The sequence below is a fragment of the Granulicella sp. L56 genome, assembly GCF_009765835.1.
GTDB lineage: Bacteria > Acidobacteriota > Terriglobia > Terriglobales > Acidobacteriaceae > Edaphobacter.
This window is the reverse complement of sequence record NZ_LMUS01000001.1, coordinates 381,270-399,846: the sequence shown is the minus strand read 5'-3', so window position 1 is coordinate 399,846 and position 18,577 is coordinate 381,270. Positions and strand designations below refer to the sequence as shown.

The following is an 18,577-nucleotide window of genomic DNA, read 5'->3' as shown; positions in this document are numbered from 1 at the left end:
CGGAGCTGCACGCCAGCTCCGCACCTTCTTTCGTTTACCGCCAGGGCTAAGCCCGCTGGCTAGAGGTCCACCTTGGTAGATTTTTTCATTCGTCGCCCAATCTTCGCCACGGTCTGCGCGCTGCTCATCGTCCTCGGTGGCGCCGTCTGCATTCCGACTCTGCCGATCTCCCTTTATCCGGAGCTTGCACCGCCTCAGGTCATCGTCAGCGCCAACTACATCGGTGCAAGCTCGAAGGACGTTGAATCAGCGGTCACGACCATCCTCGAGCAGTCCATCAACGGCGTCGAAGGCATGCGTTACATGAGCTCGACGAGCTCCAACGACGGTACCTCTTCTATTACCGTCACCTTCAATACCGGTTACGACCTCAACATTGCTGCCGTCGACGTCCAGAACCGCGTCGCTTCCGTGCAGGGACGTCTGCCTGCCGTCGTCAACAACACCGGCATCACCATCACCAAGGCCAATTCGAACTTCGTCCTTGCCGCAGGTTTCGTCTCTCCTGATCACTCGCTCTCACCGGCCTTCATCTCGAATTACCTCGATGTCTACGTCAGCGACGCGCTCAAGCGCGTTCCCGGAGTGGGCGCGGTCGTCATCTTCGGCGAGCGCAAATACGCCATGCGCATCTGGCTCGACCCGAGCCGTCTCGCCGCGCGTGGGCTCACCGCACTTGACGTTACCAATGCGCTCGCCGAGCAGAACGTAGAGATCCCGGCAGGCCAACTTGGCCAGCAGCCCTCCGATCCGAAGCAGAACTTCCAGATGGCGGTTCGCGTCAGTGGCCGCCTCTCCGATCCAAGGCAGTTTGAAAACATCGTCATTAAAAACAGCTCCACGGGCAGTGGAATTGTCCTGCTTAAGGACGTAGGTCGCGCTGAGATTGGTGCAGAGAACTATGACACCGCCCTCAGGTTTCAGGGTGGTGGAGTCGTCGGCGGAGATGCCGTTGGTATCGGTATTCAGCAACTCTCCAACGCCAACGCTCTTGACGTCGACAAGCGCTGCCGCGCAGTTCTGGCAGAACTTGCAAAGTCCTATCCTCCGGGAATGAAGGGCATTATCGCCGTCGATACGACGACCGTTATCGGCGATTCTATTCGCGAGGTGGTTGAGACCATTGGCGAAGCCGTCATCATCGTCATCATCGTCATCTTTCTCTTCTTGCAGGACTGGCGCGCGACGATTATCCCTTCCGTCACCATCCCTGTCTCGCTGATAGGCACATTCGCCTTCATCAAGATCTTTGGCTTCTCAATTAATTCACTCACACTCTTTGGCATCACCCTCGCTACAGGACTAGTCGTTGACGACGCCATCGTCGTCATCGAAAACGTCCAGCGGCACATTGAGAAAGAACATTGCGACAGCCATAAGGCAACCTCCGAAGCAATGGCCGAGGTCACCAGCGCCGTCATCGCTACCTCGCTGGTGCTTATCTCTGTGTTCGTTCCCGTAAGCTTCTTCCCTGGAACGACCGGCATCCTCTATAAGCAGTTCTCGCTAACGATTGCCTTCTCGATTGCCATCTCAGCATTCAACGCCCTTACGCTCTCACCTGCGCTTGCTGCCATTCTGCTGCGCGGAGAGCAAAAGCATACCGGCATCATGGGCTTGATCCTCAACCCCATTGAAAGCTTCATCCAATGGATGATCCGGGTCTACGCCAAGATGGTCACATTCGTTGTGCGTATGCGCTACGCGATGCTGGTGCTCTTCTTTGCGGGCCTTGGCGCTACCGCTTTTATGTACAACCATGTCCCCACTGCATTCGTTCCTCAGGAGGACCAGTCCTACTTCCTCATCATCGTTCAAACGCCTCCCGGAGCTTCGCTCAGTTACACCAGCGAGTTTGCCGACCGTGTCTCCGCGCTCGTGCGTAAGAACGACGGCGTCTTCGGCACCTTCTCGGTCATGGGTTTCTCACTCGCCGGGGGAAGCTCACCAAACTCGGGACTCATCTTTGCTCCGTTGAAGCCGATCAATGACCGTGCCAAGATGGGCCCGCAGTTCAGCGCGAAGGCCATCGTTCAGGAGGTTGGGCCGAAACTCTTCGGTGTCCCGGGCGGTATCGCCTTTGCCGCAGAACCGCCCGCCATCGCAGGTATTGGTACGGTCGGTGGATTCCAGTTCATCCTTCAGGATGGCGGACGCAACACCTTCGGAGACATCGATCGCGTCGCCCACACCATCGTCGCTCAGTCCCGCGCTCCAGGCTCCGGACTCATCGGTATGAACACCACCTTTACCTCCAACGATCCCCAGCTTCACGTGAGCATCGATCGTGAGAAGGCCAAGACCATGGGTGTTCCTCTCAACCAGATCACTTCCGCGCTGGGCACCTTCATGGGGTCGAGCTATGTCAACGACTTCGACTTCAACAACCGTTCCTACCGTGTCTACGTGCAGGCTGATGAGCAGTTCCGCCGTAATGCTCAGGACATTCGCCAATACTACGTCCGTTCTGACTCCGGTCAGATGATTCCGCTCGACAATCTCATCACGGTAGAGGAGACCTCCGGACCGCAGGTCATCAACCACTACAATCTCTTCCGCTCCGCAGAAATCGACGGATCACCGGCCCCCGGCCTCAGCTCCGGCCAGGGGCTGGAAGCCATGCAGCGCCTCTTCGACAAGAACAAGATTCAGGGCATGACCTCCTCCTGGACAGGACTCGCGCTCGAAGAAGTTGAGTCTGCGGGCAAGGCCATCATCATCTTCGGCCTTGGCCTTCTGGTCGTCTACCTTACCCTCTCCGCGCAGTATGAGAGCTTTGCACTTCCGTTCATCATTCTTCTCGCTGTTCCCATGGCCGTCCTCGGTGCTCTTGGGCTTGTCGCCGCGCGAGGCCTGGTCGATGACGTGTACGTCCAAATAGGACTCGTCATGCTCATCGGGCTCTCTGCGAAAAACTCCATCCTCATTGTGGAGTTTGCCGAGCAGCAGTTGGAGCTGGGTAAGTCGATCATCGATGCCGCGATCATTGCGGCTGAGCTTCGTCTTCGTCCCATCCTCATGACCTCAATTGCCTTCATCCTCGGCGTGATGCCTCTTTACTTCGCCACCGGAGCAGGCGCTTATGGCCGTCACTCTGTCGGTACTGCAATCGTAGGAGGCATGGCCCTCTCCACCGTTCTCAACCTCTTCTTTATCCCGGTTCTCTATGTCATCCTCAAGACACTTCTTGGCATGTTCAAGAAGGATCCAAAGGCCAGAAATCCGTGTGATGACGAGCTGCCTCCGCCGGAGCCGGCTCACTAATTCCATCACTCAAGGTTCCGGTGTGCGCCGCATTAGGGGCGCATACCGGAGCTTCGTTTCAGGGGATGGACAGGCGCTGGCGAAATGCATCTATATTCGCTAAAACCCGCATAAACATTCATGTTGACGAAGGTTGACGAATCCTGCAAAGCTCATCATCAGAGGCCTTTCGATGAGTATAAGCATAACGTCTCCCGGTAACTTCACCACCCCTGTTCCTGTCTCGGGCCTTACTCCGGTCCCGGCTACGTTTTTGATGTGCCCTCCGAAACTCTACGATGTGAACTATGTTATCAACCCATGGATGGCTGGCCACGTCCATGACTCTTCACGAGCCGTTGCCGCAGAGCAGTGGCAGCATCTTTACAACGCAGTGACCGAGATAGCCGAGGTTGTTCTGGTAGAGCCACAACCGGGTTCGCCTGACATGGTTTTCACAGCCAACGCAGGATTAGAGCGCGACGGAATCGTTGTGCTTAGCAGCTTCTTCCACAAAGAAAGACAGGGCGAAGAACAACACTTTCGCCGTTGGCTCGGTGAAGCCGGATACACCGTCCTCAGTGTTCCCCACGAGACCCCATTCGAGGGCGAAGGTGATGCGCTCTTTGCCATCGACGGCTCGCGACTATTGGCAGGCTATGGTCCGCGAACACTTCAATCCAGCCATCGCTACCTGAGCGACGCATGGAAGATTGAAGTAGTTCCTCTTCATCTCATTGATCCGCGTTTCTATCATCTCGACACTTGCTTCGCTCCACTCGAAGACGGCTCGGTGATGTACTACCCACCGGCCTTCGACAAGGCTTCAGTCGAAAGGATCGAAGATTATTACGCCGTAGACAAACGTATTATCGGCACCGAAGCGGACGCTCTGCGCTTCGCCTGCAATGTCATCAATGTAAATCGCACTGTTATTCTCAACAAGGTCAGCGAAGCACTGAGCGGACAACTTCAATCAAAAGGCTTCCATGTAGTTGAGGTCGAGTTGAGCGAATTCCTCAAAGCGGGTGGTGCGGCAAAATGTCTGGTGATGAAACTAAGGGGCGCGACTTGTTAGGCTGACTGCTTCATCTCAACGCTGGCCAACGCCTCGCTTGTGATGCGTTGTTTCATCGTTGTCATCTTCTTCCACGGATCTGTCTTTAGGCGCGCCTTCCATTCGCCGAATGTTGCCACAGAAAATACTGGCCGCTCTGCCAACTTCAAATCCGACCACTTCAGCGGCAATGAAACAGGGCTACCCGCCCGCGCGCGTGGAGAAAATGGAGCTACCGAAGTTGCTCCACGTTCATTCCGCAGATAATCCAAATAGATCTTTCCCTTGCGGGCAGCCTTGGTCATCTTCGTGAGATACAGCGAGGGGTTCGCTTTCTCCATCGCGTTTACAAATCCATGCGCGAACTCTTTGGCCGCTGACCACTCCAGCTTTGGCGCAATGGGCACAACGACGTGCAGCCCTTTGCCTCCCGTGGTCTTCAGAAAGCTCTCCAGCCCAATCGCCTTCAGGCGTCTCCGCACCTCGGCCGCGGCCTCGGTCAGCACCTTCCATCCAAGCGCTTCATCAGGGTCGAGATCGAAGATCAGCCGATCGGGATGTTCGAGGTCCTCGTTTCGCGATCCCCAGGGATGCACCTCGAGCACTCCCATCTGGGCCAATCCTGTTAGCGCCTCTGCGGTCGAAAGCGTAATGTACGGCTCAATCTTTCCGTTCTTATCGGCGACGTCTACGCTGCCAACACCATCAGGGAGCGCGTGGCTTGCGTGCTTTTGATAGAAGCACGGCTTGTCGGCGCCATCAGGACATCGCACCAGGCTCAACGGCCTGTTCGCAATATGCGGCAGCATCTCTTCCGCGACAGCCCAGTAATAATCCGCAAGCATCTGCTTGGTCATTCCCGATTTTTCATCCAGTATCTTTTCCGGATGAGTCAGACGAACTGGGGCATGCTCCATCGTTGCGGTTTCTTTCGCAGCCACACGCCCTTTCACTTTATGCGTAGCTGCCGTCTTCGCCGAAGTCCTCGGTTCGACAGGCTTCCTGCCTGTTCCTTTCGGACGCGGCGCAACACTAGCTTCTTCTCGTACAACCTCTTCTGCGCTCTTGTCCTCGCGCACTCCAAGAAACGCTGCCTGACGCACGAGATTGTCGGCGGTCCATGTAGCAAAGCGCACCTGAACCACAAGCTCCGGCTTGACCCACCTCACTCCTCGCCTGGCCTCAGGCGGCACTTGTTCAAACGGCACCGCAGCTTGAATTGAATCATTCAATCTTCCTCGAATTGCTTTGTGCGTCTTCTGGGTAAAGCCAGTCCCGGTGCGTCCTGCATAGATCAACTTGCCATCGCGATAGTACCCGAGGAGCAATGCTCCGACGCCGTTGATCCCGTTCGACGGCAGCGTAAATCCGCCGACGACAAACTCTTGCTCGTGCAGGCACTTCATCTTCAACCAATCGCCGCCGCGTCCTGAAGAGTATCGGCCGGCAGCTTTCTTTGAAACGATGCCCTCGGCATGAAGTTCACAAGCCTTGCGAAAGATCCCTTCGCCATCTGTTTCCAGATGTTCGCTCACTCGCAACAAGTCTGCATTTGCACTATTGAGAACGCCCCCCAGAATCTCCTTGCGTTGCTTCAGCGGAAGCTCCCGTATATTTCGTCCATCCATATGCAACAGATCGAAGCAGAAATAAGTCAACAGATTCTTCGTTCCGTCCTGAAACGAAGCCTGCAGATCCGCAAAGCTTGTAGTGCCGTCCTCCGCAAGCACTACGACCTCTCCATCCAGCGTTACCGTATCCACCGCCAGCTTGGCTACTTCGTTAGCGACTGCGCGCACGCGGTGTGTCCAGTCCAGTCCCTTGCGTGTCAGCATCTGCACCCCAGAGCCATCCTTGCGCGCCTGCATCCTGTACCCGTCAAGCTTCAACTCATGCAGCCATCCCTCGCCAGACGGTGGAGATATCGCCTGAAGCGCAAGCTGCGGAGCAATGAAGCCCGGCTGATTTTCTTTCGGTAACTTGCTCAAACTTTTTTTGAAGTCGCTAACCGTCATCGTTCGTTTTTTCTCGAAGACGGAACTCTTACGATCTTCGAACGGCAGGGAAGCACCACTCTCATCGCCAGTATTTTCGCCGCGGCCAATCTGCCGATACCACGCTTTCCCTTTGGCGGTGTCCTTTGAATTCCACACATGGTCTTCGTTGTGCGCGATCTGTTTTATGGTGCGTCCCGTCACGACACTGTCGGGTTCTTCCACCGTCACGCATGGATCGTCTTTTCCTCGCTCGAAATCGTCATGCTCCTTGATCAGAATCCAATTCGGCTTACGCTCATTCGCGGCCTTCCCACCCATGCGGATCAGCGCCCACTTGCCTCTGATCTTTGTACCGTGCATCACGAATTTGAGACTGCCATCTCGCAATCCTTTGTCAACGTCTTCGTTACCGGTTTGCGGCTCCCATGTTCCCTGATCCCAAAGCATCACAGTGCCGCCGCCATACTGGCCCGCAGGAATGATGCCTTCGAAGCCTCCGTATTCCATGGGGTGATCTTCGACCTGCACGGCCAATCGTTTGTCGCCAGTGAAATAGCTCGGGCCTTTTGCGACCGCCCAACTCTTCAGCACACCATTCCACCCCAGCCGGAAGTCGTAGTGCAGATGCGATGCCGCGTGTTTCTGAATGCAGAAGGGAAGCCGCTCTGCACGATCTCCGCTCTTACCAGTTCCACTGGGTTCTGCTGTGATATGAAAATCGCGCATCGAGCGGTATCGCGCCAGTTGCTCATCCACAGCATCTGCCGCGCGATTAGGCTTCTTAGCCTTCACTTTTGCTGGCGAGGATCGCGTAGATTTCTTCGCCGCGGCCTTTTTCTCCACGGCTTTCTTTACTGATTTCTTAGCGCTCGCCATCCTGTCCTCCACCCAATCCAGTCAGGCTAAGCCGACTTCCGTTTCCTGCCGCTTGCAGTTGCCGATTTTGCCGAAGACTTAATCAGGGACAGGCCAGCATTGCGACCACTCTTCGTCGCAGGCTTCTTCTTTGTCTCCCAAGATTCTTTAGATTCTCCGCCGCTGACGCTTTTGCGCAAAGCGTCCATCAGGTTGATCACATTGCCGCGCTTCGGAGCAGAGGCTTCGTCCTTGGGTATCGGAGCGTGTTTAACCTTTGCCTCTACCAACTCCTTCAGCGCAGCTTCATATCCATCGATAAACTTCGCTGGATCAAATTTCGCTGCCTTCTTCTTGATGAGCGTCTCCGCCAGCTCGAGCGAGTCTTCATTGACGGCAACTTTTTTGATGTCCCGGAAATACTCCTCCGCATCGCGCAACTCTTCCTGATAGCGCATGGTGTACGCCATCATGCCCGCAAGCTTGTCGTCGTCGGGTGCGGTGATGGCGATCACATGTTCGCGTCCACCAAATGCGATCTTGCCCAGCGCAGCCTTCTTCGTCTTGCGCAGCGCCTTTCGCACGACTGCGAATGCCTCTGCCTGAACATCATCTTCCGGAACCACGAAGTAAGGCTTCTCCAGATACTCCGGCTCAATCTCGTCCATTCCCACAAACTGCGTCACTTCAATCGTGTGCTTCGAGGGCACGCGCAGTTGCTCAATCTCGCTGGGCTCAATGGCGATGTACTCGCCTTTGCGATATTCATACCCTTTGACGATCTCGTCTTTCTCCACCGGGGCGGCGGCCTCATCCGGGGCCTCCTCCAGCGTCGAAGCCAGCACCTTCTGGTGGCGCACCCGCTCACCCGTCTTGCGGCTTATCTGATGAAAACGTATCTCGCCTTTGGCTTCAGTGGCGACAAACAATTTGACGCCAAAAGAGACGAGCGATATCTGAATCTGCCCAGACCAATAAGGACGTGCCACAGGGAACCTCGCAGGACGGAGAACTCCGTCTCAATTTAGGATTCCCAGCTCCCGCTCAAAGATGCCCACCCATCAATCTGATAGCTCAATCCGGCAGCGCAGAACCCTCTGCCCCGAACCTCAGATTCACCTTACCCGCCGTCGAGAACCTCACATCCGCCACCGAGCCGGCCGAACCCAGCGTGCACCCGGTCCAGCTTCCGGTTGTGACCCAGTCGCCGCGCCTCAGGCCGCCCGTACGCTCCGCTCCCTCATTGGCCAGGAAGGGAAGCAGCCGCAACAGGTCTCCCGAGGTGTTCGACCCAGTCCGTTCGACGCGCACAGCTCCATCGACGGTCATGGTCACATGCTCTTGCGAAAAATCGATGCGCTGCCAATCCGGGATAGCCTCCCCATAGACAAAGCCGCCGTGTATCTGCAAATCGGCGATCATCGACAGCTTTGCTACCTGCATCGGATCGATGAATGCCGTCTCCAGAACCTCAATCGCCGGATGACAGCTCGCAACCGCGGCTAAAACTTCCTCGCGCGTGTAGGGAGTCTCTCTCGGAGGCAGATCCTCACCCATCAGAAAGGAGATCTCAGCTTCGAGGCCTCGATACCGGTGTGTTCTGCCGCGCATCTCGCATCCGCTGCATGACATCCACGCCGCAGGCATCGGCGCAAACATGGGAGTGGCATCGGCGGTCGAAGCGCCGATCTTCCATCCGCCAATCGCCTCATAGGCCCACGACAGCTTGTCTTGGATGAAGTAAGCCTCCTCCAGCGTCTGCGGCCGTACATCCACCGGAAGGTCCTCGATGGGCTTGTTGGTCCTGCGTGCGTCGAGCAGGAGGTCCACCGCATTTATCATCTGCCGTTGCTGAGCGCCATTTATCATGCAGAACAGTTTGCACCAATTTGCCTCATTCTGTCTCGCGCAACCAGCCTACTTTACATTTTTTCCAACGCTCAGAAGGTTGGCAAACAAGCGGTAAGCTCCGGGGACGCCCTCCGGCAACTGCCGGTAAAGAGCGTAGGCAACATAGACGTACGCCCCTTTGCCTGTCCGCGCATAGACCAGCCCACCCTTCTGCGGATCCTGGTCGGGGTCATGTGTCTCCAGCAGCGCTTCATAGCGCGGGTCCCAGCTTTCGAGAAACCCATGCCCGCGTTCTTCGACCCATCCATCAAAATCGTGAGTTGTAATCTTGTTCGGCCAGTTAAGCAAAGGACTCGAAGGCACGATCAGCCGCACCGCATCGGTCTCATTGACGACCTTCTCCGCGCTGCCCAGCGACAGCGGATAGGGACCGTCGTCGTCATACTCTGCGGTGTTGTACTGCACAATCACCACGCCGCCATTCTTCGCATAGCTCAAAAGCTGCCCATTCGCAGCCGCAAGGTCGGGATGCGCCGAATAAGCCCGAACCCCCAGTACCACCGCGTCATATCCCGAGAGCCGGCCTTCTGCGATATCGGTCATCGTCAAGGTAGTGGCGTGTACTCCGATATTTTCAAGCGACTTCTGCACATCATCTCCCGTGCCCGGTAGATAACCCACCTTCAGATGCGGCGCTACCTTCACATCCACGCCGCGCGTCCGATAAGTCGCAGGAGAGTACAGGTTCGACAGCGTCAGCCCTGCGTACCCCACCGCGCGGTAGCCCTCCGCGTACGTCCGATTCGTCACCGAAGAGGTTGCCTCCGCCGTCAGGGTGTACGCCTTTTCGCCCAACGTTCCCGGCGTCACAACAAACTCGACTGACTGCTCCTCGCCTGCGGTCCTGGTCGCGAACTTTGCCGAATCCGGCTGCGATCGCCATCCCGCAGGCATCTGCAGCCGCACCGTTCCGCGTGCCCCCAGCGGCTCAGCGCTGCGCACATGAACGGTCAACGGAAAGCTCTGTTCGTTCAAAGGAATGATGCCCGCCGAAGGCTGCATCGACACGCTCAAGCCGGGCTCAAACGTCAGCGGCTGCGACACGACTCCACTTCGCGTCGACTCCGCAGCGAGGGCAACCTGCCCCAGCCGAACATCCACGCCGTCATATTTTGCGGTGACCCACACCGTCTCCGCAGGCAGCGGCAGCGGAGACAACCTCATCGCCGCAGCCTGAACGTCATAGTACGGCTGCTCCAGACTCTTTTGCGTGAAGTAAGGCCGCGTCGCCGCATTACCGTCGGCCTTTTCGCTGACCTTGAACTCGCAATCGGTCGTCGCTCCCGCATTCAAGAGTCCATCACCGGGGACCGCACTCGAACCCTCCGTCCATCGGCTGCCATCCAGCGAGCGGTCATCCCGCACAACGACGCGAACGCTATCCTTGCCGCTGTTCGTCATTTTTACCTTCACATCCACCGAAGACCCCGGCACCACCGCGCTACCCGGCGCAACTCTGGCCTCCACCTGCAAGCCCAGAGACTCCACCAACGCATCGTTAAACTGCGCCTCTTTCACGCGCAGTTCGTGGAGCACATCGTATCTCTCCCGCGCCGTCAGATCCTTTGCCGTCTCCACCTTGGCGATCAAAGCCCGAGTCTCCGCCAACCCCGTCTTAAGCAGGGGAGCAATCTTCTCGGGAGCGTCCGCCGAAAAACGAGTCTGAGCCTCAGCTATTACTTTAGAAATCTGCTGCAAATCACTTCTCAGAAAGCTCTTCTCGTTGGGAGCAAGATCGGCAATTCCCACCAGTGAAACATCCACGCCATCGAAGAAGCTCTTCTCCGACTCCGCCCCTCCAACCCGCGAGCCATACCGCGTATATCCAACATCGAACTTTCCCGCCGGAGCAGAACGCCCCCCCGGTCCCATCTGCGATCGCTGCAGCGACAGGCCGTGCCGCGCAAACTGCACATAATTCATTCCCAGCACGTCGCTGTGATCTCCCTCTGGCACCTCCACATTCGTCACAGGAGATTCGCTCGACCACGTCTTCGTCACATAGTTATAAAACCGCGCCGGAGCATACTTTCCGGTCGCATAGTCATACATGCCCTTCTCCGTCACCCGCGAGAACGGCACCCGTGCATACACCTTCGCCGGAGCCCACGGCTCCAATCCCATCTCAGGAAACACCTTCGGATCGGCGGCAGCAGTAAAGACCTCCTGCGCAATCTCTCCGCTCACCTGATGCTGTCCATGCCCATCCGTCACGCCGCCCACAAACACGCTGGTGACTACCAGTGGCCGATACAAACGCACCGCCCGCACTGCGTCATACAACACCCGCTCGTGCGTCCACTTCGCAAACGACTCTTCCTTCGTCTTCGAAAACCCGAAGTCCACCTCGGTCCCAAACATCTGGTCGATGCCCATGTAGCGATCTGCGGCCAGCAGCTCCTGCGTGCGCAGCAGCGCCAAGGCGCCGTCGAAGTCCCCCGACATCGCATTCTGCCCACCTTCGCCCCGGGTCAGCGTCAGCATGCCCACCCGCGCTCCCTGCCCACGCGACTCGTAGGTCAGCATCCCTCCATCCTCATCGTCGGGATGGGCCACAATCATCAGCAGGCTGGCCCTGGTCGAGAGCTTCTTCAGGTTCTGCTCCAGCGCCGCCGTACCCCGGTTCGCGGGCAATGCATCCGCTACCACCGATGCCTTGACCTGCTCTCCGCCAAGGTTTGCCGGATCATGCGCCGTCTGTCCCCACGCAGCTACGCCCGGCAGCACCAAAGCAATCGTCGCAAAGACTCCAAACCCTGAAAAAGTCCGTCTAATCATCATTTAGCTTTAATCTCTCATATCTGATGCCCGAAAAGGTGCATCCGACCCGCGCTCCGAAACGTAATCTAAATAGCAGCAACACCTTGCCCTGTAACCAAATAGCTTCTCATTTCGTCTCAGAGGCAAGGAAAGGGAACAGCACCATGCTTTTACGCAAGTCCGACAGCCTCGGCCCCCATATCCCGTCCTCCGAGATCACGCCGAAGCAGGTCTTCGAGCAGCCCCGCCCGACCCGTCGCCATTTCCTCTCCGGAGCGGCAGTCCTGGGAGCGGCAGCAGTCGCCGCCACCCGCATTCCCGGCCTCCTCCATCCCGACGAAGAAGTCCATGCCGCAACCCAGCTTCAGACCGTCCCCAGCAAATACACCGTTCCCGACGCACAGACGCCCTTCAACAAGGCGACCAAGTACAACAATTTTTATGAGTTCGGCACCGACAAATCCGACCCGGCCCGCAACGCTCACACCCTCGTCACCCGCCCCTGGACGGTAAAGATCGACGGCCTCGTCAAAAAGCCGCAGACCCTCGACATCGACGGCATCATGAAGTACCGCCCCATCGAGAGCCGCGTCTATCGCCATCGCTGCGTCGAAGCGTGGTCGATGGTCATTCCCTGGGACGGCTACTCTCTCTCCGAACTCATCAAGTTCTGCGACCCGCTGCCCAGCGCCAAATATGTGGAGTTCACCACGCTGCTCGACCACAAGCAGATGCCCGACATCCCCGGCGGCTTCAACTGGCCCTACACCGAAGGCCTGCGCATGGACGAAGCCATGAACCCGCTCGCCCTGCTCACCTTCGGCTGCTACGGGCAACCATTGCCTAACCAGAACGGCGCTCCCATCCGTGTCGTCATGCCGTGGAAGTACGGCTTCAAGAACTGCAAATCCATCGTCAAGATCAGCTTTACCGCAAAGCAGCCGCACACGCTTTGGAACGAGATGGCGCCGAACGAGTATGGCTTCTACTCCAACGTCAATCCGCAGGTCGATCATCCCCGCTGGAGCCAGGCCCACGAGCGCCGCATCGACTCCAGCTTCCTGCCCCGCACCATTCCCACACTGATGTTCAACGGTTACGGCGATCAGGTGGCCAGCCTCTACAGCGGCATGGACCTAAAAAAGAATTTCTGACCTTCAGTAGTTACTGAGACCCTGTATAAGAACTCAGGATGTCATCTCGCACCGCAAAAACGTCATCTCGACCGAAGCCGCGCAGCATCATCGTGCGGCGCAGCGGAGAGACCCCTGTATTTCGCCTTTTCCTCTTTTTCCATAAAATCATCCGCAGCAAGAGAGTCCAACCGCAGCACGCATCGCGATAAGCCATCCATGTCGAAACGATCCATCGTCGCCCTTAAGTTTCTGCTCCATCTCCTGTGCCTTGCTCCCTTCGCTTACCTGCTGCATCTTTATCGCAACGGCACGCTGGAGCTCAACCCCGATCCGGTCAACTACATCACCCACTTCACCGGCAATTGGACGCTCTACATTCTGCTGGCCACGCTGGCCATTACGCCGCTGCGCCGTCTCTCGCCGCGCATCGCTTTTCTCGTCCGCTTCCGCCGCCTGATCGGGCTCTATGCTTTCTTCTACGCGACGCTCCACCTCGCCACGTATGTCTTCCTCTTCTCTGGATACGACATCGCTACAGCCCTCAGCGGCATTCGCTCCGGTCATCCCGGCGAGATCATTACGCAATGGAAGGTCATCTGGCCGGCCATCGTCGACGACCTGCTCAAGCGCCGCTTCATCCAGGTTGGCCTCCTGGCCTGGGTCATCCTGTTTTTGCTCGCGGCCACTTCACCGTCGTTCGTGATGCGGGCCATGGGAGGCAAAAACTGGCAGCGCCTGCATCGGCTGGTCTATCTCGCCGCCATTGCCGGAGTCATTCATTTCTGGTGGCTAGTCAAAACAGGTGTCCGCACCCCATGGAAAGACACCGCCGTTTTGACGATGCTGCTCCTCGCTCGCATTGCCTACACCGTTTGGAAGCGCACGAAGAAACGCAAGTCAGCGGCCAGAACCGCCACGCAAGCCATAATGCAATAAGGGGCAACCCGTTCGTAGCAGCCAACCTATTGCGGTGGGTCGGTGGACTCGGATTGCTTGTCCTTATCGCCACCGCCGCCAAAGAGCTTCTGGAAGAAGTTCTTCTTCTTCGGCTTGGCCTCCTGCGTTTCCGAAGCGTTTTGCGCAGGCGGAGCATTTGGCGCGGCTGCAGGAGCAGGTGCGTACGGGTGTGCTGCCTGCGGCGTCGTCGGGTGCGGTGCTGCCGCAGGGGGAGCGGGCTTGTTGCCGCCGATGCCAAAGATCCTCTGGATAAAATTCTGTGGATTTTCGCCCATCTGGCTGCAGTAGTTTTGCGGTGCGGTGCCATCGAGGAAGGCCGCGCTATAGTCGCTGGGGCAACTGCCGTCGGCAAGCAGGTTGCTCGTCTTGTCGAGGCTTACTACGGTGACCCCCGAGGGCGGCGAGAACGACTTCACGTCGGAGTACTGCGGCAGCTTGATGGCCCGGTTCATGAACTCCGCCCAGATCGGCGCGGCCGCATCTGCTCCTTGGAGCTTGATGTCGGTGTAGTCGTCGTTGCCGACCCAGACAATGCACAGCAGGTTTGAAGTGTAGCCGGCAAACCATGCGTCATGCTCGGTGCCGGTCTTACCCGCGGCAGGAGCAGTAAAGCCATGTGCACGCGCCACGATGCCAGTGCCATGGTTCATTACGTCCTCCAGCAATGAATGCGTGAGGTAGGCGACGCGGGGGTCGAGAATCTGACGTGCCTGGGGTGCGAAGTCGGCGACGATATCTCCACTGGAGTTGCGGACCGAGGCGAGTAGCCAGGGGTCGAGGTGGACGCCGTTGTTGGCAAAGACCGTATACGCTCCCGCCATCTCCAGAGGCGTGGCGTTGTAGGTGCCGATAGCGACCGAGGGTGTGCCGCGAGCGTTGACGATGCCTGCCGACCGGGCCAGTGCAGCGACGTTGCCGTAGCCCGCCTGTTGCGCCAGCGCGATGGTGGCGATATTCAGCGAGTGCTCGAGAGCCGTAATCGCTGTCACCATCCCAGGGTATTCGCCATGCACCATATTGCCCGGCGTATACGACTTGCCATCGGTGCCGAAGTCCTGCGGATCGTCATTGAGCTGCGTGATCGAGGTGAAAACGCCGCCGGAGTCTCCGAGCTGCGTGCCGTTGAGGCTGGTGTTAAAAGCAGTGGCATAGACGAACGGCTTGAAGATGGATCCGGTGGGACGCTCGGCCAGCGCGTGGTCCAACTGGGAGACGCTGTAGTTGCGTCCGCCGACGAGCGCGAGCACCTGGCCCGTGTGCGGGTTTAGCGCGATCAGCGCGACCTGCGGATAGGTGATGTCTCCGACGATCTCGCCCTTGCGGTTGCGGTGCTTGCGACGCACCAACTCATCGACGTTCTTCATCCCGACCTGGACTGCCTCGGATGCGGCGTTCTGAAGGTCAGGATCAAGTGAGGTATAGATGCGCAGGTTCTGGTGGCTCAGGTCCTGGTCGCCGATCTTGCGCACGAGCTGGTCGTGCACCAGATCGACAAAATAAGGAGCTTCGCTGGCATCGATATTAGAAGGAGCCAGGCGGATGGGCTCGGCTTTGAACTGGCTGGCTTCACTCGCAGTCAGTGCGCCGGTCTCGACCATCGAATTGAGGACGACGTTGCGGCGCGTCATCGCGCGTTCCGGGTGCCGGTATGGATTCAGGCGGCTGGGGCTTTGGATCAAGCCTGCCAGCAGAGCGCACTGTGCCGTATCGAGCTGGCGCAGCGGTTTGCCGAAGTATGTCTGCGCTGCCTCGCCGAAGCCGTTAATGGCATAGCTGCCGCGCTGGCCAAGAGGGATCTCATTGGCATACATCTCAAAGATCTGCTGCTTGTTGAAACGGGCCTCAAGCTGAAAGGTAATCATGACCTCTTTGAGCTTGCGAACAATGTGCTTTTGCGGAGTGAGAAAGAACCCGCGAGCGAGTTGCTGGGTAAGGGTCGAGCCTCCGCAGCTCATTCGCCAGGAAATGACATCCTGAACGGCACATTTGGCAATGCGGACATAATCGACGCCGGAGTGTTCAAAAAAACGGCGGTCTTCAATGGCAGTGACCGCCTGTACCAATTGCGGCGGAATATTGTCGTAGGTGATGAGTCGCCGTTTTGTACGGCCACTATCTTCCGAGAGCGCCGTGATCAATTGCGGCTCAAGGTCGTAGGCCGCAAGCGCGACACCGTTCTCGGCGGTAATCTTTTGCACCACGCCGCCGGTCGTATCGATGGTGGCCCCATCGGTGCTGTGATAGCTCTCCGGGCCGGGCTTGATGAAGATCGTGTCGCCGTTGAGGTTGAACGTGCCGAGCTGAGGATTGCCGTTGTAGTTCACGCGGCGCAGATCGGCGGCGATTGACGCGGCCGTTAGCTTCTGGCCGGGACGCACCTCGCGCGGTGCGGCATAGATCTGCGACTCGCTGGCGAAGATCGGCCCGGCGGCCAGACGGTCATCGACGACATGCTGATAGTGAAAATAGGCGATGCCGAAGATCGCAACGCCAATGGCGAGGCACGCGAGCACCGCAATCAGAAGTCCGCGCACAAGACTGGAGCTGAAGAAGCCTCGCGCCGAGCCAGTTCGATTCTTACCGTATTTGAGTTTAAGAGGCAAAGGTACTCTTTCGTTGGACGGTAGTTAGATGGCTGCGGGAAGCACCGCGTGCAGCGTAGAGGTTATCTCGGTGGTTACCCTGCTGGCTATCTCGTTCAGCGGGATGTCCTCGTTTTTGCGTTGCAGGCGGTCGACGAACTCGACCTTGCCATCCGCCACTCCCCGCCCGATGTTGATGCGATAGGGGATACCCACCAGATCCGCATCTTTGAACTTCACCCCGGCGCGCTCATCGCGGTCGTCGAGCAGAACATCCAAGCCAGCCGCCTCCAGCTCCGCAGCCACTCTTTCGCCCGCAGCCAGAAGCGGCGCATCGCCGACATTGGTGATCGTCACCACCACCTGAAACGGCGCAATCGACGGATGCAGAGCGTAAGCCTCGCCGCCATTTGCCGCAGCAGAGGTCTCGATAGCCGCAGTAAGAATGCGCTCGACTCCAATGCCATAACTCCCCATAATCGGAGTTACTTCTTTGCCGTCACGATTCAGCACGCTGGCTCCCATCGACTTGGTGTACTTGTACCCCAGCTTGAAGATGTGGCCAATCTCCACCGCCTTGCCCAGCCGCAGCGGTTCGCCGCCGATAGGATCGAGCTCTCCTTCATTGACCGTGCGGATGTCAGCGGTAAGCGTCGGGGTAAAGTCGCGACCGGGAGTGATGTTGCGGAGATGGTAATCGAGCTTGTTGGAGCCGCCGACAAGATTCGCCCGCCCTTCGAGCCCAAGGTCCATGACGACGATAGTCTTCAGCCCTTCGCTGGCAACGTCGCGGAAGATGCCCTTGATTTTGCTCAGCTCTTTGCCGGAGTTCAGTCCGTTGAGCGAGCCATTGGTCATCACCTCAGCGATACCGACAGGCCCAAGAAACCCGGCAGGCCCACCGATGTGGATCTCAAGCTCTTCAGCCGTCATCGGGCGCAACTCAATAGTGCCTGCGACAGCGTTCAGCTTGGTCTCATTAACCTGATGATCGCCGCGAAGAAAGGCGACAACAGGATGAAGGGGCTGCGCCTCTGTCGCTCCTGCTTTAGATTTCGGCAAGCTGGGCGTGCCCATAAAGGCGACGCACTTTATATCCTGCGAAGCTGTAATGCCGAGGAAGGCAGTGATGTCGGCGATGGAACCCATGCCGGGGGTGTGGACAAGTTCAGGCTGGCCGTCGCCGGTCGGCGCAAGATCTTCGACAGGAGTAAGGCGGCTGGTGGCCTTCTCCAGATTCGCGGCATAGCCTGAGGCACTGCTGGCGATCAGATCTTCGCCGGCCTCGGTATAGACCATAAACTCCTGCGAAGCCGAACCGCCCATCGATCCCGAATCCGCATCGACTGAGACGAATTGCAGACCGCACCGCGTAAAGATGCGCCGGTAAGCGGCATCGTGCTTGCTATAGCTCACGTCCAGCCCGGCCTCATCGATATCGAACGAATACGCGTCCTTCATGATGAACTGCCGCACCCGCAGCAGACCCGACTTCGGCCGCGGCTCATCGCGAAACTTGGTCTGAATCTGGTACCAGATCTGGGGAAGCTGTTTATAGCTGCGCAGCTCCTTGCGCGCAATGTCGGTCATCACCTCTTCGTGGGTCATGGCCAGGCAAAGCTCCGCGCCTTTGCGGTCCTTCAGACGGAACATATTGTCGCCCATCACATCCCAGCGGCCGCTGGCCTCCCATACCTCGCGAGGGTTCAGCGCAGGCAGCAGAAACTCCTGCCCAATCCGGTCCATTTCTTCGCGGATGATCGCCACGATCTTATTAATGGAGCGGTTCCCCAGAAAAAGGTAGCTATAGATACCTGCGCCAAGCTGGCGAACGTAACCGGCGCGAAGGAGGAGCTTATGGCTGGCGACTTCGGCGTCCGCCGGTGCCTCACGAAGAGTGGGAATAAAAAGTTGAGACCAGCGATGCATCGGCAAAAGAGCACTTTCCTGTCCGCTACATCAAGATGTACGGACTTTTAGAGATGAATGTTCATTCTAAATGGTGCAGGGTCTTTCGCTGAACGAGCACAAATTGAGTTGGATTGGAGAAGCAGGGTTGACTTTGCTGCTTCACTCCTA

At 57.7% G+C, this 18,577-nt stretch carries 10 protein-coding genes; 4 read left to right on the top strand and 6 right to left on the bottom strand.

Annotated features, from left to right (window positions below):
- Positions 1–72 precede the first annotated feature (72 nt).
- Positions 73–3,264 carry an efflux RND transporter permease subunit gene (locus tag GSQ81_RS01655; RefSeq protein WP_158909005.1) on the top strand — a complete coding sequence of 1,064 codons (3,192 nt, stop codon included), beginning with the start codon at positions 73–75 and terminating at the stop codon, positions 3,262–3,264.
- Between the two features lie 172 nt (positions 3,265–3,436).
- Positions 3,437–4,321, top strand: a complete 885-nt coding sequence (locus GSQ81_RS01650) for a dimethylarginine dimethylaminohydrolase family protein (protein WP_158909004.1) — start codon at positions 3,437–3,439, stop codon at positions 4,319–4,321.
- Here the strand turns inward: GSQ81_RS01650 and ligD are convergent.
- The 4 genes from ligD to GSQ81_RS01630 all read right to left on the bottom strand — a co-directional run bounded on the left by ligD (position 4,318) and on the right by GSQ81_RS01630 (position 11,844).
- Positions 4,318–7,173, bottom strand: a complete 2,856-nt coding sequence (ligD, locus tag GSQ81_RS01645) for a DNA ligase D (RefSeq protein ID WP_158909003.1) — start codon at positions 7,171–7,173, stop codon at positions 4,318–4,320. The genes GSQ81_RS01650 and ligD overlap by 4 nt on opposite strands.
- 26 nt (positions 7,174–7,199) lie before the next feature.
- Positions 7,200–8,141, bottom strand: coding sequence for a Ku protein (locus tag GSQ81_RS01640; RefSeq protein WP_158909002.1), 942 nt, complete (start codon positions 8,139–8,141; stop codon positions 7,200–7,202).
- 85 nt (positions 8,142–8,226) lie between these two features.
- The gene (locus tag GSQ81_RS01635; RefSeq protein WP_254059929.1) at positions 8,227–8,982 is read right to left on the bottom strand and encodes a 2-keto-4-pentenoate hydratase; all 756 of its coding nucleotides are present in this window, start codon (positions 8,980–8,982) and stop codon (positions 8,227–8,229) included.
- Between the two features lie 87 nt (positions 8,983–9,069).
- Entirely contained in the window at positions 9,070–11,844 is a 2,775-nt protein-coding gene (locus tag GSQ81_RS01630; protein WP_158909001.1) for a PIG-L family deacetylase, read from the bottom strand.
- A gap of 143 nt (positions 11,845–11,987) precedes the next feature.
- On the opposite strand from GSQ81_RS01630, the gene msrP reads away from it, so the two are divergent.
- Positions 11,988–12,977: a protein-methionine-sulfoxide reductase catalytic subunit MsrP gene (gene msrP, locus GSQ81_RS01625; protein ID WP_158909000.1), complete on the top strand. Its 990-nt coding sequence runs from the start codon at positions 11,988–11,990 to the stop codon at positions 12,975–12,977.
- 198 nt (positions 12,978–13,175) lie between these two features.
- Positions 13,176–13,895, top strand: coding sequence for a sulfite oxidase heme-binding subunit YedZ (locus tag GSQ81_RS01620; RefSeq protein WP_158908999.1), 720 nt, complete (start codon positions 13,176–13,178; stop codon positions 13,893–13,895).
- Between the two features lie 26 nt (positions 13,896–13,921).
- On the opposite strand, the gene GSQ81_RS01615 is transcribed toward GSQ81_RS01620, so the two are convergent.
- Together GSQ81_RS01615 and GSQ81_RS01610 are read right to left on the bottom strand one after the other, a co-directional pair.
- Complete coding sequence (locus GSQ81_RS01615) at positions 13,922–16,519, bottom strand: transglycosylase domain-containing protein (protein WP_158908998.1); 2,598 nt, start codon at positions 16,517–16,519, stop codon at positions 13,922–13,924.
- A gap of 24 nt (positions 16,520–16,543) precedes the next feature.
- Positions 16,544–18,427: a proline--tRNA ligase gene (locus GSQ81_RS01610; protein ID WP_158909847.1), complete on the bottom strand. Its 1,884-nt coding sequence runs from the start codon at positions 18,425–18,427 to the stop codon at positions 16,544–16,546.
- Positions 18,428–18,577 lie beyond the last annotated feature (150 nt).